The sequence below is a fragment of the Pseudomonas gessardii genome (genome assembly GCF_001983165.1).
Taxonomy (GTDB): Bacteria; Pseudomonadota; Gammaproteobacteria; order Pseudomonadales; family Pseudomonadaceae; genus Aquipseudomonas; species Aquipseudomonas gessardii.
The window spans coordinates 124,416-142,896 of the sequence record NZ_MNPU01000001.1 but is presented as its reverse complement, the minus strand read 5'-3'; the positions used below and the strand labels follow the sequence as shown (position 1 = coordinate 142,896).

The 18,481-nt window shown below is 64.1% G+C and carries 15 protein-coding genes; 14 read left to right on the top strand and 1 reads right to left on the bottom strand.

All coding sequences use genetic code 11. The features are described from left to right. Positions 1-133 precede the first annotated feature (133 nt). The 13 genes from BLL38_RS00650 (at position 134) to BLL38_RS00590 (ending at position 15,201) form a co-directional block, all read left to right on the top strand. Positions 134-493: a response regulator gene (locus tag BLL38_RS00650; protein ID WP_076960836.1), complete on the top strand. Its 360-nt coding sequence runs from the start codon at positions 134-136 to the stop codon at positions 491-493. Between the two features lie 191 nt (positions 494-684). Further along, entirely contained in the window at positions 685-1,476 is a 792-nt protein-coding gene (locus BLL38_RS00645; protein WP_076960835.1) for a hypothetical protein, read from the top strand. Positions 1,477-1,571: 95 nt separating this feature from the next. Beyond that, positions 1,572-2,972: a DUF1254 domain-containing protein gene (locus BLL38_RS00640; RefSeq protein WP_076960834.1), complete on the top strand. Its 1,401-nt coding sequence runs from the start codon at positions 1,572-1,574 to the stop codon at positions 2,970-2,972. A 45-nt stretch (positions 2,973-3,017) separates the two neighbouring features. Continuing rightward, positions 3,018-3,923: a transporter gene (locus BLL38_RS00635; RefSeq protein WP_076960833.1), complete on the top strand. Its 906-nt coding sequence runs from the start codon at positions 3,018-3,020 to the stop codon at positions 3,921-3,923. 78 nt (positions 3,924-4,001) lie between these two features. Then, complete coding sequence (locus BLL38_RS00630; protein WP_076960832.1) at positions 4,002-4,976, top strand: AAA family ATPase; 975 nt, start codon at positions 4,002-4,004, stop codon at positions 4,974-4,976. Next, on the top strand, positions 4,973-5,896 hold the full coding sequence (locus tag BLL38_RS00625; protein ID WP_076960831.1) for a DUF58 domain-containing protein: 924 nt from the start codon (positions 4,973-4,975) through the stop codon (positions 5,894-5,896). The genes BLL38_RS00630 and BLL38_RS00625 overlap by 4 nt, the downstream gene beginning before the upstream one ends. Then, positions 5,893-6,363: a DUF4381 domain-containing protein gene (locus tag BLL38_RS00620; RefSeq protein WP_076960830.1), complete on the top strand. Its 471-nt coding sequence runs from the start codon at positions 5,893-5,895 to the stop codon at positions 6,361-6,363. Before BLL38_RS00625 ends, BLL38_RS00620 begins: the two co-directional genes overlap by 4 nt. Then, on the top strand, positions 6,350-7,348 hold the full coding sequence (locus BLL38_RS00615) for a vWA domain-containing protein (RefSeq protein ID WP_076960829.1): 999 nt from the start codon (positions 6,350-6,352) through the stop codon (positions 7,346-7,348). Before BLL38_RS00620 ends, BLL38_RS00615 begins: the two co-directional genes overlap by 14 nt. Next, positions 7,329-8,840: a VWA domain-containing protein gene (locus BLL38_RS00610; protein ID WP_076960828.1), complete on the top strand. Its 1,512-nt coding sequence runs from the start codon at positions 7,329-7,331 to the stop codon at positions 8,838-8,840. The genes BLL38_RS00615 and BLL38_RS00610 overlap by 20 nt, the downstream gene beginning before the upstream one ends. Then, entirely contained in the window at positions 8,833-9,888 is a 1,056-nt protein-coding gene (locus BLL38_RS00605; RefSeq protein ID WP_076960827.1) for a BatD family protein, read from the top strand. The genes BLL38_RS00610 and BLL38_RS00605 overlap by 8 nt, the downstream gene beginning before the upstream one ends. Next, on the top strand, positions 9,885-10,886 hold the full coding sequence (locus BLL38_RS00600; protein WP_076960826.1) for an HAD family hydrolase: 1,002 nt from the start codon (positions 9,885-9,887) through the stop codon (positions 10,884-10,886). Before BLL38_RS00605 ends, BLL38_RS00600 begins: the two co-directional genes overlap by 4 nt. Positions 10,887-10,961: 75 nt before the next feature. Further along, a complete protein-coding gene (locus BLL38_RS00595) occupies positions 10,962-12,548 on the top strand; it encodes an arylsulfatase (RefSeq protein WP_076960825.1) in 1,587 nt (528 codons plus the stop codon). Positions 12,549-12,711: 163 nt separating this feature from the next. Continuing rightward, positions 12,712-15,201, top strand: a complete 2,490-nt coding sequence (locus BLL38_RS00590; RefSeq protein WP_076960824.1) for a fused MFS/spermidine synthase — start codon at positions 12,712-12,714, stop codon at positions 15,199-15,201. Between the two features lie 80 nt (positions 15,202-15,281). Here the strand turns inward: BLL38_RS00590 and BLL38_RS00585 are convergent, their stop codons facing one another. Beyond that, the gene (locus tag BLL38_RS00585; RefSeq protein ID WP_076960823.1) at positions 15,282-15,953 is read right to left on the bottom strand and encodes a DUF3313 domain-containing protein; all 672 of its coding nucleotides are present in this window, start codon (positions 15,951-15,953) and stop codon (positions 15,282-15,284) included. 192 nt (positions 15,954-16,145) lie between these two features. On the opposite strand from BLL38_RS00585, the gene BLL38_RS00580 reads away from it, so the two are divergent. Next, positions 16,146-18,464 (top strand): tetratricopeptide repeat protein, encoded by a 2,319-nt coding sequence (locus BLL38_RS00580; protein WP_076960822.1) that lies wholly within the window; start codon positions 16,146-16,148, stop codon positions 18,462-18,464. The last annotated feature ends 17 nt before the right edge of the window (positions 18,465-18,481 follow it).

Genomic DNA, 18,481 nt, shown 5'->3' with positions numbered 1-18,481 from the left:
CAGGACATTGCCCCTGATTCTCGGCACAATGCCCGCCCCCGTTTGGGGAACTTGCCGAGATCGACGCGACTCACTAGAGGATGGTCTTTCAATTGTTCAAGATCTGTACCTCCACTATCTGGGAACCCTCACTATGTCCGCTGCCTCCACCATCCTTGTAGTCGAAGACGACGCTATCGTGCGCATGTTGATCGTCGATGTGCTCGAAGAACTGGAGTTCAAGGTGCTTGAGGCTGAACATGCCGAAGCGGCGCTGATCTTCTTGCAAGACAGCGCCCATGGGCTCGACCTGATGATGACCGACTGGGGCTTGCCGGGCATGAATGGCAAGGACCTGGCGGAAAAAACCCGCACATTGCGCCCGGCCTTGCCCATCCTGCTTGCCAGTGGCTATGCCGAAAACATCGAGCTGCCTGCGGGTGTGCAGATGATTGCCAAGCCGTTCTCCATCGATCAACTGCGCGATAAGGTCAAGACCATGCTGGGGAGCTGATCGCTCCTGCGGCCGCCATCCAAAAACCGTGATTCCCCCCACATAAAGTCATTAATTCATCCGAATGACTAGCGAGTCTGAATTTAACTGCTAGGTTCAAACGACAAGTCCTACATGTTTTTCAAATAAGGACCACCGGCAGCCTTCAATAAGCGCTCTCGGGTCAGTGACCAAGGAACTGGGGAGTTTTCATGTCCACGCTAACGCGAATTCCGGCATTGCTGCTGGCCGCTTTACTGTTGCCCGCATTTGCTGCCGAGGCCGATAACGCCGAGACCGCCAACAAGAGTAACAACCCGCTCAACCTGGCACCGGGCGTCAACCTGCAGGATTACTACACCCCCAGGTTGTACGACACCCATGCCCATACCAATGACCTGCTGCTGCGCGGCGCGCTGCCCATTGCTCCCTCGGACTTTATCGGCGTGCCCCAGTTGCTGCGCGCCACCCTGCCCCTGAGTACCCGGCCCGATCCCCATCGCGGCTACAGCACCGGCATCGGCGACCTGAACCTGTTCGATATCTTCCTGCTCAAGACCGAGGGCGTGCAGTTGGGCATCGGCCCACAACTCACCGCACCCACTGCCGAGCACGACGAACTGGGCACCGGCAAATGGCAGGCCGGCCTGGCGGCCGTGGCCATCGACGCCTCGCCCCGTGGCCTGCTGGGCGCGCTGGTGCAGTACCAGAGCTCGTTCGCCGGCGACCGCGACCGCGCCCATGTGGAAAGCGCGACCCTGCAGCCCTTTATCATCCATAACCTGCCCAAGGGCTGGTACCTGCGCTCCACCGGCACCTGGACCTTCGACCTGAAGAACGACACCCACTACATCCCCATCGGCCTGGGTGCGGGCAAGGCGTGGAAAGCCGGCAGCAATATCCTCAACGCCTATGTCGAGCCGCAGTGGACAGTCGCGCGCAAAGGCGATGGCTTGCCGCAGTTCACCCTGTTCGCCGGGATCAATGTGACTTTCGGAAAATAACCACGGTGTTATGCAGACCCTGATTCACACTGCGGGCTTCAGCCAACTGGCCCTGCGGCCAGTGGGGTAACGCTTTAAAGGAAGGACGCACCCACATGATTGCAAAACCGACACGCCTGCTGTTGGCGAGCCTCTCGATACTGCTGAGTACCGGCGCCTGGGCGGACTTTACCGCCTCCCCCAGCGAAGCCCGGGCCATTGCCAAGGAAGCCTACCTGTATGGCTTCCCGGTGGTGGAAATGTACAAGACCCTCTACACCCAGGCGGTGGACAAGGGCGGCGCCAACTTCAAGGCGCCGTTCAACCACATCGGCAACACCGCCAAGGTGTTCACGCCCAAGGACACGGCCTTTGTCACGCCCAATTCGGACACGCCCTACTCCTTTGTCTGGCTGGACCTGCGCCGCGAGCCAATGGTGCTGACCCTGCCGAAAATCGAGGACAACCGCTATTACTCCGTGCAGTTGATCGACCTCTACACCCAGAACTTCGCCTACCTGGGCACCCGCAGCACCGGCAACAACGGCGGGCACTACATGGTCGCCGGGCCCGACTGGCAGGGTCAGCAACCGCTGGATGTAGACCGCGTGGTCTACAGCGAAAGCAACATCGCCTACGCCCTGTATCGCACCCAGTTGTTCGATGACAGGGACCTGGCCAAGGTCAAGCAGATCCAGGCCGGCTACAAGGTCCAGTCCCTGAGCGGCTACGTCAAACAGGCAGCGCCGGCCAAGGTGGCGAAGATCGAGTGGCCCAAGCCGGTCGCCGAGATGAGCGACAGCCCGCAGTTGTTCCGCTACCTGAACTTCATGCTGGCCTTCGCCGCCCCCCAGGCCAGTGAAAAAGAGCTGCTGGCACGCTTTGCCAAGATCGGTATCGCCCCTGGCGCGCCGTTCAAGGTCGCCCAGTTGAGCACCGAACAACGCAAGGCCCTGGAAGACGGGATCGCCGACGGCAAGGCCGAGTTTGCCAGGTTCAAGAAAGACAAGATCGACACCCATCAAGTGGCCAGCGGCGACCTGTTCGGCAGCCGCGATCACCTGCAAAACAACTACCTGTACCGCTACGCCGGTGCCGACATGGGGATTTTCGGCAACTCCACCGATGAGGCCGCCTACATGGGCTACTTCGTCGACAGCGAGGGCAAGCCGGCCAACGGCGCCAAGCACAGCTACACCCTGCACTTTGCCAAGGGCCAACTGCCACCCGCCGACGCGTTCTGGTCGCTGACCCTGTACAACGGCAAGAACAAGCTATTGGTGGAGAACCACAAGAAACGCTACCTGATCAACTCGCGGATGCTGCCCCAGCTCAAGCTCGATGCCGATGGCGGCCTGACCCTCAAGGTCCAGCATCACGAGCCGCCCAAAGCCGAGCAAAGCAACTGGCTGCCGGCACCACCCGGCCCGTTCTACGCCGTACTGCGCATTTACCTGCCCAAGCCTGAGGTGGGTAACGGCCAGTGGAAACTACCGGCGCTGACCCCGGTAAAATAATCGACCCGTCTCCCCTGATATCAGGCCGAGACAAGGAGTAGAGCCATGGCTTCACGCAGTCAACTGAGTGCATTCGCCGCCGCCACGCTGGCGCTGGTGCCAGGGATCAGTGTTGCGGACAATGCCAGGGATTGGCAGAACACCCCCACCGACCTGAATATGCTGTTCGGGTATTACAACCGGGTGGATACCAACACGCCCATCGACACTACGCTGCCCCTCGATGGCCTGTCGCTCAACGCCGATGTGTACCTGTTGCGCTACGCGCGCACGTTCGGCATCGACGGGCGCAACAGCGCTCTCCAGCTTATCCAGCCTTATGCCGATGTGTCGGCGTCCTTCGACAACGCACGCTTCTTCGATGGCACCAAACACAACGGCGGCATGGGCGATGCCCAGGTGGTGTTCGCCCATAACATCTTCGGCGGCCCGGCCCTCACGGCCGAGGAGTTTGCCAGCTGGCAACCCGAGACCTTCCTGACCGGCGCCGTATGGCTCACCGTGCCCACCGGCGACTATGACAAGGACCGTGTGATCAACATCGGCGCCAACCGCTGGGTGGTCAAGCCGGAACTGGGCTTCGGCACACCGTTCGGCCCCACATGGCTGGAGATCAATACCTGGGTCTCGCTGTTTGGCGACAACGACGAGTACCACGGCAACAGCAAGCTGGAACAAAAACCGCTGTATGCCATCGAGGGTCACTACAGCTACACCATCAACCGCGCCCTCTGGGCGTCGCTGGATGCCACCTACAGCCGGGGCGGCGAAAGCAAGATCGACGGCATCTGGCAGGACAACAAACAGGAAAACGGCCTGCTGGGGGCGAGCCTGGGCTTTATGCTCACGCCGCAATTCGGTGGGCTGCTGGCCTATTCCGACACCATCGCCGAACGCCGCGGTTCGCCCGACGTGAACACCTGGACCTTGCGTATGCAATACGTCTGGTAGTGGCTTTTTCAGGTGTCGGTCATCGCCAATGGCGTGGTCGCCGCCCCCCGGGGCTCCTTTGCCTCAAGGACGATTGCGATGACAGCACTCAACGATCTAAACGCCCTGCAAGCCAGCATCGCCGAAAGCGTGCTGGGCCAGGCCCCGGTTATCCGGCAGATCCTCCTGGGCCTGCTGGCCAACGGGCACTTGCTGCTGGAAAGCCTGCCCGGGCTGGCCAAGACCCGCACGGTCAAGGCCCTGGCCAGGCACCTGGACGCGAAGATGAGCCGGATTCAGTTCACCCCCGACCTGCTGCCGTCGGACATTACCGGCGCCGAGGTGCTGCACCAGGTAAACGGGCAGAACCAGATCCGCTTCCAGCCCGGCCCCTTGTTCGGCAACCTGATCCTCGCCGATGAAATCAACCGCGCCCCGGCCAAGGTCCAGGCTGCCCTGCTCGAAGCCATGGAAGAGCGGCAGATCACGGTGGCCGGCGCCAGCCACCCGCTGCCCGAGCTGTTTATCGTGGTCGCCACCCAGAACCCCATCGAGCAGGAAGGCACCTACCCGTTGCCCGAAGCACAGATGGACCGCTTCGTGATGAAAATCCTCCTCGACTACCCCAGCGCCGACGATGAAAGCCAGGTGCTGCGCTTGCTGCGGGCCGAAGAACAGGCAGGCGACGCCCCTGTCAGCCAGGGCTTCAACCTGGCACAAGAGGTGATCTTCGCCGCCCGCCGGGAAGTCAGCGCCGTGCAGGTCGCGCCGGCCATCGACCGCTACCTGATCGACCTGATCAACGCCACCCGCCATCCCGGCGACTACGACCCGGACCTGGCGCGCTGGATCAGCCTGGGGGCCAGCCCCCGTGGCGGCATCGGCCTGGACCGTTGCGCACGTGCCGACGCCTGGTTGCAGGGCCAGGCCTTCGTGACCCCGGCCAATGTGCAAGCGGTGCTGCACCCGGTGCTGCGCCACCGCCTGCAACTGAGCTACGACGCGGTGGCCGATGGGGTCGGTGCCGATCAGGTGCTCGACCGCCTGCTGGCCAAAGTAGCGATCCCGGCATGAACGCCGACGGCCTGGTCTACGTGGCCCTCGGGCAGTTGATGGCCCTGCAGTTCCAGGCACGGGGCTTGAGCTTTGTGGCGCGCCAACCCCGGGGCAGCCTCCTGGCGGGCAACCATGCCTCACGCCTGCGCGGACGCGGCCTGAACTTCGACGAGCTGCGGCGCTATCAGCCCGGCGACGACCTGCGCCACCTTGACTGGCGCGCCTCCCTGCGTACCGGCAAGCCGGTGGTGCGCGCCTTTACCGAAGAGCGCGATCGCCCGGCCTTGATCGTGGTCGATCAGCGCATGTCGATGTTCTTTGGCTCGGTACGCAGCTTCAAATCGGCGCTCGCCGCCGAACTGGCCGCGCTGGCCGCGTGGATGGTGTTCAATGCCGGCGACCGGGTCGGCGGCGTGGTGTTCAACGATGAGCGCATCGACGCTGTGGCCCCGTTGCGCAGTCGCCAGCGGGTCGAGACCCTGTGCAGCCGCATCGTGCAACACAACCAGGCGCTCAACGCGCGCAACCCCGACCATGAAGGCGACGGGCAACTGGACAAGGTCTTGCAGCAGTGCCTGGCCCTGGCCGGACATGACCATTTGATCTGCCTTGTCAGCGACTTTGCCGGCGCCGGGCCGCGCACCCTGCAACTGCTGCGCCAGCTGTCGGCCCATAACGATGTGCTCGCCCTGCAGGTCTACGATCCGCTGGCCCTCAACGTGCCCACACGCGGGCAACTGCGCGTGACCCAGGGCCAGTTGCAAGTGGAATTGGCCGTGCACAAACAACAGGTGCGCCAACCCCTGGGGGACTTTCTCGGTGGGCGCCTCAAGGATGTCGCCAGCCTGTTGCGGCGCAGCCAGGTGCCCGTGCTGATGTTCAGCAGCGCCCTGCCCGCCGCCGAGCAATTGCGCGCCGAACTGGGCAGGCGCCGTTGAACACCCAGGTGCCGAGCATCGAACAGCTGCAAGAGCTGGGCTTGCCCGCGCCCGTCAGCTACTGGCCGCAGACCTGGGGCTGGTGGCTGCTGCTCGGGCTGCTGGTCCTCGGCCTGCTGGTGTGGGCGGCCAGGGCCTGGCTGGCGTGGCGGCGCAATGCCTATCGCCGCGAGGCCCTGGCGCGCCTGGAGGCGCTGGAGGATCTACGGGAGCTGCCGGTATTGCTCAAGCGCGTGGCGCTGTCGATGCCCCTTACCCCCGAGGAACGGCAGCGCGTGCCGACCTTGAGTGGCGCCGACTGGCAAGCCTTCCTGCAACGCCATGGCGCTGCGCCGGTGCCGGCCGACCTTAGCCGGCAACTGGCCGAGCTGGCTTATGCCCCGGCCGACGCGCTGTCTGCCGAACAGCGCACCCGCCTGCTGGCCCACTGCCGAACCTGGGTGGAGGGGCATCATGTGGCAGCTTGATTACCCCTGGTGGTTGCTCCTGCTGCCCTTGCCCTGGCTGGCCTGGCATTACCTGCCCGCCTACCGCGAGGCCCGCAGCGCGGTGCGGGTGCCGTTTTTTGCCGGTATGAGCCGGGCGGTAGGCCAGGCCCCGGCAGGCAGCGACAGCCGCAGCAATCGCCGGCAACTGCTGCTCAACCTGCTGGTCTGGGCCCTTCTGGTGCTGGCCGTGGCCCGCCCGGTGTGGGTGGAAAAACCCATCGAACGCCAACAGCCGGTGCGCGACCTGATGCTAGCCATCGATATTTCCCAATCCATGCAGACCCAGGACTTCACCGACGCCAACGGCCAGAAGACCGACCGCCTGGCCGCGGTCAAACAGGTGGTGCAGGGGTTTATCCAACGGCGCAAGGATGACCGCCTGGGCCTGATCCTGTTTGGCAGCGGCGCCTACCCCCAGGCACCGCTGACCCTGGACCATGCCAGCCTGGCGCTGCTGCTCGATGACAGCGGCATCGGCATGGCCGGGCCCAACACGGCCATTGGCGATGCCATCGGCCTGAGCCTGAAGCTGCTGGACGCGGCCCACGAGCAGGAAAAAGTACTGATCCTGCTCACCGACGGCAACGACACCAGCAGCGCAATCACCCTGGACCACGCCGCCAGCATGGCGGCGGCCAAAGGCGTGGTGATCCATACCATCGGCATTGGCGACCCCGATGCGTCGGGCGAAGCCAAGGTCAACCTGGGCGCCTTGCAGCAGATTGCCCAGGCCACCGGCGGGCGCTATTGGCGCGCAGAAAACCGCGACACCCTGGAGCAGGTCTACACCACCCTCGACCAGCTCACGCCCCATCAAGTGCAGACCTTGAGCCACCAGCCCAAGCGCGATCTGTTCTGGCTGCCGTTGACTGCCGCCCTGGGCCTGTTTGCCGTGTATCACCTGATCGCCGCCTGGTCGTACCGTCCCCAACGGGAGGTGCCCGATGGCGTTCAACCTCAATGACTTGCACTTCCTGCGCCCGGCCTGGCTGTTGCTGGCGCTGGTCGGCGTGCTGCTGCCCCTGCTCTGGCGACGCAACCGCGACCTGCAACGGCGCCTGCGCGGCACTATCGCCCCGCACCTGTTGCCGCACCTGCTGCTCACGCCCAATAATCCCCAGCGCCTGCGCCCGGTGCATCTGGCCAGTACGCTATTGGTGCTCGGCGCTCTCGCCGCCGCCGGGCCGACCTGGGAGCAGGATCGACCGGGTTTCCTGGAGAACCGTGCGCCGTTGATCATTGCCCTGGACCTGTCGCCCTCCATGGACAGCCTCGATGTACCGCCCACCCGCCTGGAAGCGGCCAAACACAAGGTGCATGACCTGGTTGCGCGGCGCAAAGGCGCAAAAACCGCACTGATCGTCTACGCCGGCAGCGCGCACCTGGTGTTGCCGCCCACCGATGACCCGGCGCTGCTGGACAGCTTTATCCAGGCCCTCGGCAGTGATCTGATCACCCGGCCAGGCAAGGATGTGGCCGGGGTGATCGAGCAAGCCAGGCGCCTGCTGGACGCGGAAAAGTCGCCGGGCACCCTGCTGCTGCTCAGCGACGGTGCCGACCTCACCCAACTGCCCCGGCTCAAGCCCCTCTTGGCCGACAGCCCGCTGCAAGTGCTGGTACTGGCGGTAGGCAGCAACCCCGGCAGTTTTGACGCGCCCGCCCTCAAGCAACTGGCTGGCGCCACCGACGCCCCGCTGGGCAGCCTGACCCTCAATGACGACGATCTGGACTGGGTGCAATTGCATGCCCAACAGCACTTCCAGGCGAGCGATGAACAACAGCGCGCCCTGCAATGGCAAGACGCTGGCTACTGGCTGTGCTGGCCGCTATTGCTGGTAGCGCTGTTGGGCGTGCGCCGCGGCTGGAGCCTGAACTGGGCCGCCGTGGTGATGCTGGGCCTGTTCCTGCAACCGGCGCAGGTTAATGCCAACGGGTTGGTCGATGCGTTTCTCAGCGCCGATCAACAAGGGCGCTGGGCCTTCGAGCACCACCACTACCCCGCCGCCGCCCGCCTGTTTATCGACCCGTACTGGAAGGGCATCGCCGCCTATAACGCCGCCGACTATGACCTGGCCCTGGCCACTTTCGCCCAGCTCGACAGCGCGCAGGCGGCGTTCTACCTGGGCAATATCCAGGTACGCCGCTTCAAGTTCGACCAGGCCATCAGCGCCTACCAGCAAGCCTTGCAGCGCCAGCCACAGTTCCCCGAGGCCCGCGCCAACCTGGCCTTGGCCATGGCCCTGAAACAAGACACCGAAAGCGCCGCCGCCAACGCGCCCGAGGTCAAGCCCGATGCGATCCAGTTCGACAAGACGCCCGGCAAGGGCCAAACCAAGGCGGTGCAGACCGAACAGGCCAGCAATGACGCCCTGTGGTTGCAGAACTTGACCACCTCGCCGGCCAACTTCCTGCGGCGCAAATTCAGCCTGCAAGACCAGGGGGATGCCCATGAATAAGCATGCCCTGCTCGGCCTGCTGTTCTGCACACCGCTCATGGCCGGCGAGCCGCAACTCAAGGTACTGGTGCAACTGCTGCCGGGCCCGGCGGTGAGGGTGGGCGAGCAGGCACAGTTGCAGGTGGATGTGCTGACCAACACCTGGTTCACCGCCGCCGTCAGCCTGCCCGCCCTGCAACTGCCGGGGGCGCGGGTCGAGGCGCCGGGGGGCGAGGCCGAGCACCTGACCCAGGTGATCGACGGCCAGACCTTCTATGGCATGCGCTATCGCTACCGCATCACCCCCAGCGTGGCGCAGGATTTCAGCGTGCCGTCCCTGGCCATCCGCGCGCAGCCCGGCCAGGCCAGCGCGCCCCTGACCGCCCATAGCACGCCACTGGCGTTCAAGGCCACGCGGCCACCCGGTTTTGCCCCCGGTGAACCGTTGCTGGTGGCCGAAGGGCTGCGCCTGAGCCAGAGCCTCAGCACGTCGGCCACACCGTTGAAAGTGGGCGACAGCCTGACCCGCACCCTCACCTTGCAGGCCGACAACACCCCGGCGCTGTCATTGCCGGCGCCGCTGCAGGTGGCGATTGCAGGCTTGCGCGCTTACCCGCAGACGCCCGCCATCGGCAACCTGGACGACGGGCGCGGCACGGTCACTGGCGGCCAGCGCGTGGATCGCTGGGTGTACCGGGTCGAACAGGGCGGCCATTACCAACTGCCGGCCATCCGCGTGAAGTGGTGGGACAGCCGCAACCAGCGCCTGCAAGTGGCGCAACTGCCCGCCATTAGCGTCGAGGCCCTGGCCAGCAGCGACTACCGCCCGACCTTTTCCATCGCCCAGGACCTCAAGGACCTCGGCCAGCACACACGCTGGCAACTGTCCCGGCACGCCCTGGCCTGGAGCGCGACGCTGGTGCTGCTGGTCTTGGCCGGCTACCTGGGCCGCCAGTGGTGGCCACGGTTGCTGCCACTGTGGCGACATGCCTGGGCCACAGTGCGCCGGGTCTGTCGTCAACTACGCTTGCAACCACTCAACCCTCGCCGTGAAAAGGATTTCCCATGACCTCTGTGCGCCGCACCCTGCCCCTGCTGCTGGGCCTGAGCTTTGCGGCATTGGCCGCCGACCCATTGCCGTCGTGGCATGAAGGCCCGAGCAAACAGCACATCATGGAATTCGTCCAGGCCGTGACCACCGAAGGCTCGACGGACTACGTCAAACCCGCCGAGCGCATCGCCGTGTTCGACAACGACGGCACCCTGTGGACCGAGCAACCGGCCTACTTCCAGGTGCTGTTCGCCTTCGATGAAATCAAACGCCTGGCGCCCCAGCACCCGCAATGGAAAACCACCCAGCCGTTCCAGGCCGTGCTGGAAAACGACCACCAGGCCCTGGCCCAGAGCGGCATGGACGGCCTGCTGAAAATCATCGGCGCGACCCATACCGGGATCAGCACCGAGACCTTTATCGCCAATGCCAAGGCCTGGCTGACCCAGGCCCGCCATCCCAAAACCGGCAAGCCCTACACCGAGATGATCTACCAGCCGATGCTGGAAATGCTCGACTACCTGCGCAGCCAGCAATTCAAGACCTACATCGTGTCCGGTGGCGATACCGCATTTATGCGGGCCTTTGCCGAAGTGGTCTATGGCGTGCCGCCGGAACAGGTGATCGGCAGCACCTTCGTCACCCGGTTCCAGATCAGCGACGGCACGCCGCAGATCCTGCGCACGGCCAAGCTGGCCCATAACGACGACGGCCCGGGCAAGCCGGAAAGCATTGATGCGGTGATTGGCCGGCGGCCAATCCTGGCGTTCGGCAACTCCGACGGCGACTTGCAGATGCTGCAATGGACGGCGGCAGGTGCAGGCAAACGTTTTATGGGCCTGGTGCACCACACCGATGCCACCCGCGAGTGGGCCTATGACCGCCACTCCCAGGTCGGGCGCCTGGACAAGGCCCTCGATGAAGCCAGGACAAAGGGTTGGAACGTGGTTGATATGGCGGCCGATTGGCGGCGTATCTACCCGTTCGAGCCGGTTGTGCAAAAGCAGGTGCAATAAGCAAAGACGTCGCGATGGACTGTAGTAAACGTTGGTCGCAGCAGTGCGACTCAAGCCGATATAGGAGCAGGTCTTATGACTCGCATAGGCAAGTGGCTACCGAAACTGGCCCTGGTGGCGGTTTCAGTGATGGGGGGCGGGGCAACAGCCCTGGCCGCCGAAAAACCAAATATCCTGGTGATATTCGGCGATGACATCGGGCAAACCAATATCAGCGCCTATTCCATGGGCGTGGTGGGCTACAAGACGCCGAACATCGACCGTATCGCCAAGGAAGGCATGATATTCACCGACTATTATGCGGAAAACAGCTGCACCGCCGGGCGCTCATCCTTTATCACCGGCCAGACGCCGTTGCGCACGGGCTTGTCCAAGGTCGGCATCCCCGGTGCAGCGGTGGGCTTGCAGAAGCGCGACATCACGATTGCCCAGGCGCTCAAGTCCCTGGGTTACGCCACCGGGCAATTTGGTAAGAACCACCTGGGCGACCGCGATGAGTACCTGCCCACCAACCATGGCTTTGACGAGTTCTTCGGCAACCTGTACCACCTCAATGCCGAAGAAGAACCGGAACGCCCGTACTGGCCCAAGGACGACGCCGCCTTCGTCAAGGCCAACACCCCGCGCGGGGTGATCCACAGCTTTGCCGACGGCAAGATCGAAGACACCGGTGCCTTGACCACCAAGCGCATGGAAACCATCGACGACGAAACCACTGCCGCCGCCCAGGCGTTCATCAAGAAACAGGCCGAGGCCGACAAGCCGTTCTTCGTCTGGATGAACACCACGCGCATGCACGTGTTCACCCACGTACGCGACTCGATGAAGGGCCAGAGCGGCATGCCCGGCAACGAGTACGCCGATGGCATGCTGGAGCACGACGGTGACGTCGGCAAACTCTTGCAGACCCTCGACGACTTGAAAATCGCCGACAACACCATCGTGGTCTACACCTCCGATAACGGGCCGAACCAGTTCTCGTGGCCGGACGCGGCGACCACGCCGTTTCGCAACGAGAAGAACTCCAACTGGGAAGGCGCCTACCGGGTGCCGGCGATCATTCGCTGGCCGGGCAAGATCAAGGGCGGCGAGGTCTCCAACGAGATGGTCTCGGGCATGGACTGGTTCCCGACCCTGCTCGCGGCAGCCGGTGATGCGCAAGTCAAAGACAAACTGCTCAAAGGCTGGGCCCCGGTGGCGGGCGGCGCCAACTTCAAGGTGCACCTGGACGGTTTCAACCAACTGCCGTACCTGACCGGCCAGCAACCCAAGGGCGCACGCAACGAGTTCTACTACTTCAACGATGACGGGGTGCTGGTGTCGATGCGCTTCGACAACTGGAAAGTGGTGTTCTGCGAACAGCGCCAGCCGGGAGGGTTCCGGGTCTGGAGCGAGCCGTTCGTGTGCCTGCGGGTGCCGAAGATCCTCAACTTGCGCATGGACCCGTACGAGCGGGCGGACGTGGTGTCTGACCAGTATTACGACTGGAGCACCAAGAACGTGTACCTGGCGGGCGTCGCGGTGACCAAGTCGGCGGCCTTCCTCGAAACCTTCATCGACTACCCGCCCAGCCAGAAACCGGCGAGCTTCAGCATCGACCAGATTCGCGCGGCGGTGGATGCGAAGATTGCCGAGAAAATGAAGGCGGCACCGGCGCAATAAAAAGTGGGAGCGGGCTTGCCCGCGATGGCAGTGGATCAGCCACCTAATACATTGACTGACACTCCGCTATCGCGGGCAAGCCCGCCCCACACCAAACCCAGTTTTCACCTGGCCTCTTCGCCAGTTCTGCAATGTGTGTTCCCTTTGAACAAGGCAATCTGCAATGTCTTCACGCACAGCCAGCCAACCCCTGGCCCAACTCCAGGCCTCTACCCTACTGATCCCCACCCTGCTGCTGTTTATCTCCGGCAGCGCCGCCCTGGTGTACCAGGTGCTCTGGATCAAGCAGCTGTCACTGGTGGTCGGGGTCGAGGTCTATGCCATCACCACCGGGATCAGTGCCTTCTTCGCCGGGCTGGCCCTGGGTAGCTGGCTGTTTGGTCGCTGGGCCGATCGGCTCGCCCGGCCACTGCTGCTGTACGCGGTCTTGGAAATACTGGTCGCCGTGCTCGGGGTCAGCGCCACGCTGGCCCTGGGCATGGCCGCCAGCCCGTTTGCCTGGCTGGAACAACGCATCGGCCTGTTGGCCTGGGTCCTGCCCTTCGCCCTGGTGGGCCTGCCTGCGCTGTTGATGGGTGGCACGCTGCCGGTGCTGGTGCGCGCCCTCAATGTCGATGCCAAGGACCTGGGCCAGGCCGGTGGCCGGCTGTATGCGGCCAACACCGCCGGGGCCATCGTCGGCACCCTGCTCACGGCCTTTGTGCTGATCGCCACCTTTGGCGTGCGCGGCAGTGCCCTGGTGGCCGCCCTGCTCAACCTGCTCGCCGCCGTCGGCGCCTTGTTGTACGTGCGCCATCGTGCAACGTCGCTCAGCGTTCCGTCCAAGACCCGGCCGGCCCGCCTGGCGCTGGTGCTGTACGCCATCGCCGGTGGCGTGGCCCTGGGTTACGAAGTGGTCTGGTCGCAGTCTATCGTGCAGTTCATGAGTACCCGTACCTATGCCTTTGCCGTGGTGCTGGCGACTTACCTGGCCGGGCTGTTTATCGGCAGCCAACTGATGGCGCGCCGGGTCGCACGCCTTCGCGATCCCTGGGGCGTCTTCGGCCTGCTGATCGCCGGGGCCGGGCTGGTGGCGCTGCTGGAAATCGCCCTGCTGGGCCGGTGGCTGGTGCTGTTGCAAACCCAGGCCGAAGCGCTGGTACTGAGCCTGGGTGGCAGCCAATTGCCGGGCATGAGCGCACGCTTTGCCATGGTCGCCCTGTGCATTGTGTTTGTGCCCACCCTGTTGCTCGGCGCGGCGTTTCCCCTGGCGCTGCGCCTGAGTGTGGGCGGCGCGCAGGTAGGCCGGGAGGTGGGCGCGGTGGTGGCGTTCAACACCCTGGGTGGGATTGTCGGGGTGATGCTCTGCGGCTTTGTGCTGATCCCCTGGCTCGGCCTGGTGCGCACCCTGGGTCTGCTGGCGGTGATTGCCGGCGTAGTGGGTTACATCGCGGTGCGCCGTGGCCATGGGGTAAAAAAAGGCCGGCGCCAGGCAGTGGCGGCCCTCGGCCTACTGTCATTGGTCGTGGCCCTGCTGACCCCGGTCGAGCGCCTGGCCAACCTGCTGCCCGGCGCACGCAATGCCAGCCTGGCGTTCTACCAGGAAGGCCGTGGTGCGACGGTCGCGGTGGTCACCCAGGGCCAGGGCGCGCGGGCCTTTCAGCGCCTGTATATCCAGGGCGTGTCCAACACCGGCGATGCCATGCCGTCCCTGCGCTATATGCGTATCCAGGCCCTGCTGCCGTTGCTGATCCATAACGCCGAGCCCCGTTCGGCGCTGGTGATCGGCTTTGGCACCGGCATTACCGCCGGCGCGCTGTTGCGTTATCCGGGGCTGGAACACCGGGTGGTCGCCGAGTTGCTGCCCGCCGTGGTGCAGGCGGCGCCGCTGTTCAAGGGCAACTACAACGCCGCCAGCGATCCCGGGGTGCAGGTGCGCTTGCGCGACGGGCGCCAGGAACTGCTGCGCAGCCCCCAGGCCTATGACCTGATCACCCTGGAACCGCCACCGCCCTCCGCCGCCGGCGTGGTCAACCTGTATTCGCGCGACTTCTACCAACTGGCTGCGCGGCGCCTGGAAAAACACGGTCTGCTGGCCCAGTGGCTGCCGCTGCCGACGCAGAACATCGAAGACTCGCAGTCACTGGTGCGCAGCTTCCTCGATGTGTTCCCGTACGCCACGCTGTGGACCAGCGAGTTCCACGAGATGCTGTTAGTCGGTTCCCTGGAGCCGATCGAGTTGGACGCCGCGCGCATTCGTCAGCGCTTTGAGCAAGCCCCGGTACGCAGCGCCCTGGCCGAGGTCGGCATTGATTCGGCGCCGACCCTGTTGGCGACCTGGGTCACCGATCGCAATGGGCTGCAACGTTTTGCCGGGCAGGCCCTGGCCGTCACCGATGACCAGCCGCGCATCGAATATGCGCCGTGGGTGCGCAGCCAGGAGATCAAGCGGGTGTTGCCGGCCTTGCTCGACTTACGGGTGCCGGCGCCGTTGCTGAATGCCGATGCGGCCTTCTTGCGGACCCTGGATGCCGAGCAGCAACGCCTGATGCAGTTCTACCGCGCCAGCCTGCACGCCTATGACGGTGATCGGGCAGCCTGGGGCCGGGATATCCGGCAGGTGTTGCAGCGGGATGGGGCCAATCCGTATTACCGGTGGTTTGTCGGGGATTGACTAAACCGGCATGCCATCAGCCTATTGTTGTGGCGAGCGGGGTTTGCCCACTCGCCACAACCACAACAAGCCTGCGCGCGTTATTTGGCCTTGAACTTGGCGTAGGACTGATGCAAATCCGCCGCCCAGCCATCGATCACACCCTTCACATCCGAGGCTTTCATCACCTGGCTGTCATTGTCCAGGGGCTTGCCGGTGCCTTTGCGCACAACCTGGGCAATCACCCGCCCATTGTCGCCATCGAGAAACTGCGCCTCGGTGCCCAGGGTGGTTTCCTGGTCGCGAATCCCGGTGCCGGTACTCACCGCGGCGGCCACCAGGGCCACCGGGATGTACTCATAGGGTTTGAGGCTTTCGGTCTTGCGGCTGACTGCGGTGATCGCCGCCCGGACCACAATCACGCCCGGGCCCGGGGCGTTGGCCAATGGCAGGGACTTGACCAGCTCACGCTTGAGCGCCTGGTTGTAGTACTCGTTGATGCTACGCAAGGTGTCTTCGGGGATTTGCGCCGTGGCCTGGGGCTTGGGGAAGAATTGGGTCGGTTCGATATACACCGAGGTGTAGCGGTTCAGATTCAGCTTGGGATCGACCCAGCGCATCACCTCTGCGCCCGATGGCGACTTGGCTTCCTTCAAGTGACTGTAGTCCGAAAGAAACCCGGAATACTCGTCCGGCTGGGGGACTTTACTTGCACAGCCAGTCACCCCGAGTGAGGCAATACACAGCGTGCTGATCATTAGCCCTAGCTTCATTGGTGCGACTCCTTGGTATTTATCATCAAGACGTGAATTAACAGGTATAGCCAACTCGTGAAAAATAGCCTATTGGCACACTACTCGTGTGCTTTTTTTGTACCTCGATTGACATATACCGTGCCGGCGTCAAAGCTGCACCTAGCTTAAGCACGCCTTAGTGCGTCAATGCCCCAGGACATCGGAAGCCGCATGCCCAAGCCTAACAACAAAAACGCAGCCCACCGTGACTCACCCAATCGTTATCTATACCCCTTGCTGATTGCCGTTTTGCTGCTGGCCATGCTCGGGATCTGGCTGTTTCTCCAGGCCAGTACGCCCACCCCGCAGCTATTGGCCCCCACGCCGGTGGCCACGGTGGCCAAGCCGGTGGCGATACCGCCAGCGCAGCTCGTGGACGAGCAACAATGCCAGGCCTGCCATCAGCCCCAGGCCCAGGACTGGCAAGGTTCTCATCATCAGTTGGCCATGCAGCAGGCGACGCCTGAAACCGTGCCGGCCGACTTCAACAATGCGTCGTTCAAAGGCGAAGGCGAAACCACCCGCTTTTTTCGCCGGGGCAATGAGTTCTGGGTCAATACCCCGGGTGCCGATGGCAAGCCTGGAGACTTCAAGGTCGCCTACACCTTCGGCATCACGCCCTTGCAGCAGTACTTGATCGAGGTCGGCGACGGGCGCTTGCAGGCCCTGGGCGTGGCCTGGGATACCGAAAAAAACCGCTGGTTTCACCTCTACCCCGGCCAAGGCGTGAACTTCAAGAACCCACTGCACTGGAGCCAACCCAACCAGAACGCCAACTTCATGTGCGTGGAGTGCCACACCACCGGCTACCAGCGCAATTTCGATGCCGTCAACAACCGCTTCGACAGCCAGTGGAACAGCCTCGGCGTCGGCTGCCAGGCCTGTCATGGCCCGGCGTCGAACCATGTGCAATGGGCGGCGAAAAAGGGCGACCTGCTGCATGCCGGCTTTGCCGTGGACTTGAAGGACAAGGACGCCACCGTCGAACTCGAAACCTGCGCCCGCTGCCATGCGCGCCGGGCACCGTTGGGCGATGGCTATCGCGTGGGCAAGCGCCTGATGGACGACTACCTGCCCAGTGTCCTGACCCGCGAGCTGTATACCCTGGACGGCAAGATCAAGGATGAGGTGTTTGAACACGGCGCCTTCGCCCAGAGCAAGATGGCCGACAAGGGCGTGCGCTGCACCGACTGCCACAACCCCCATAGCAACCAGTTGAAGGCCCCCGGCAATGGCGTCTGCCTGCAATGCCACAACACGGCGGGCAAGACCGCTGTGGCCACGGTCGATGGCCGGGGCCTGCAGGCCAAGAACTACGAGGCGCCAGAACACACGCGCCATGTCGCCGGGCAACCCGGGTCGTTTTGCGTCGATTGCCATATGCCCGGCAAGTTTTACATGGGCAATGACTTTCGCCATGACCACAGCTTCAGCATTCCCAACCCCGAGCGCGCCGCCAGGCTCGGCACCCCGGACGCCTGCCTGACCTGCCACCAAGGCAAGGCCGGCGACAAGATCACCGCGCAATTCAAACTGTGGGACCACAGCCAGGCGCTCCAGGCCCCCCGCTACGACGAAAGCCTGGCACTGATTCGCGGTGGCCAGCCGGGGGCGGCGCAGGCGCTGTATGAGCAGTTGGCACGCAATAACCTGCCGGCCATCCAACGCGCCACGCTGCTGGTCGAGCTGCCCAACTACCCCAGCGAACAGGCGTTGAAGCTGGCAACCAAGGACCTGGGCCACCCTGCCCCGCAGGTGCGCGAAAGTGCGCTACGGGCGGTCAGCGCCTTCCTGCCACCCGCCGAACGTGTGGCGCTGTATGGCCCCTTGCTCAAGGACCCGGTGCGTGCGGTGCGCATCCTTGCCGCGCGGGATCTGCTCAGCGTCGCGGCCCAAGGCCTGGGCCCGGCCTGGGAGCAGGCCATCGGTGAATACGAAAACGTGCAACTCAGCCTGCAGGAACGCGCCGAAGCCAACCTCAACCTGGCCATGCTGTACCAGGCCAGCGGTCGCGCCGCTCAGGTCGAAGCCCAACTGCGCACGGCACTGCTGCGCGACCCGGACTTCTACCCGGCGCTGGTGACCCTCGCCCAGTGGCTGGAAGCCAACGGCCGGCGCGAAGAAGCCGGCCGCCTGTTGGCCGACCGCCTCAAGCAACACCCTGAGGCGGCGCTGCTGCAACATACCCAGGGATTGATGCTGATTCGCCAGGGCAACACCCCGTCAGCGCTGACGCACCTGCGCGAGGCCGCCCGCCTGGAACCGGACAACGGGCAGTACAGTTTTGTGCTGGCGGTGGCGTTGCATGACGGTGGCCAGGTCGACAAGGCCTGCCAGCAACTGGAAGCCTTGCTGCAACGCCAGCCCTATAACCGCAATGCACGGTTGTCGCTGATCCAGTACTACCTGGAGAACGGCCAGGAACCGAAGGCGCAGCAGGTGATGCAGAGCTGGAAAAAACTCAACCCCGCCGACCCGGCCTTGAAATAACAACGCGCCGGCGGCAG

What these genes read in the sequence shown, in the direction of transcription:
- BLL38_RS00650 (WP_076960836.1), top strand. Translation starts at nt 134, where the DNA reads ATGTCCGCTGCCTCCACCATCCTTGTAGTCGAAGACGACGCTATCGTG.
- BLL38_RS00645 (WP_076960835.1), top strand. Translation starts at nt 685, where the DNA reads ATGTCCACGCTAACGCGAATTCCGGCATTGCTGCTGGCCGCTTTACTG.
- BLL38_RS00640 (WP_076960834.1), top strand. Translation starts at nt 1,572, where the DNA reads ATGATTGCAAAACCGACACGCCTGCTGTTGGCGAGCCTCTCGATACTG.
- BLL38_RS00635 (WP_076960833.1), top strand. Translation starts at nt 3,018, where the DNA reads ATGGCTTCACGCAGTCAACTGAGTGCATTCGCCGCCGCCACGCTGGCG.
- BLL38_RS00630 (WP_076960832.1), top strand. Translation starts at nt 4,002, where the DNA reads ATGACAGCACTCAACGATCTAAACGCCCTGCAAGCCAGCATCGCCGAA.
- BLL38_RS00625 (WP_076960831.1), top strand. Translation starts at nt 4,973, where the DNA reads ATGAACGCCGACGGCCTGGTCTACGTGGCCCTCGGGCAGTTGATGGCC.
- BLL38_RS00615 (WP_076960829.1), top strand. Translation starts at nt 6,350, where the DNA reads ATGTGGCAGCTTGATTACCCCTGGTGGTTGCTCCTGCTGCCCTTGCCC.
- BLL38_RS00610 (WP_076960828.1), top strand. Translation starts at nt 7,329, where the DNA reads ATGGCGTTCAACCTCAATGACTTGCACTTCCTGCGCCCGGCCTGGCTG.
- BLL38_RS00605 (WP_076960827.1), top strand. Translation starts at nt 8,833, where the DNA reads ATGAATAAGCATGCCCTGCTCGGCCTGCTGTTCTGCACACCGCTCATG.
- BLL38_RS00600 (WP_076960826.1), top strand. Translation starts at nt 9,885, where the DNA reads ATGACCTCTGTGCGCCGCACCCTGCCCCTGCTGCTGGGCCTGAGCTTT.
- BLL38_RS00595 (WP_076960825.1), top strand. Translation starts at nt 10,962, where the DNA reads ATGACTCGCATAGGCAAGTGGCTACCGAAACTGGCCCTGGTGGCGGTT.
- BLL38_RS00590 (WP_076960824.1), top strand. Translation starts at nt 12,712, where the DNA reads ATGTCTTCACGCACAGCCAGCCAACCCCTGGCCCAACTCCAGGCCTCT.
- BLL38_RS00585 (WP_076960823.1), bottom strand. Translation starts at nt 15,953, where the DNA reads ATGAAGCTAGGGCTAATGATCAGCACGCTGTGTATTGCCTCACTCGGG.
- BLL38_RS00580 (WP_076960822.1), top strand. Translation starts at nt 16,146, where the DNA reads ATGCCCAAGCCTAACAACAAAAACGCAGCCCACCGTGACTCACCCAAT.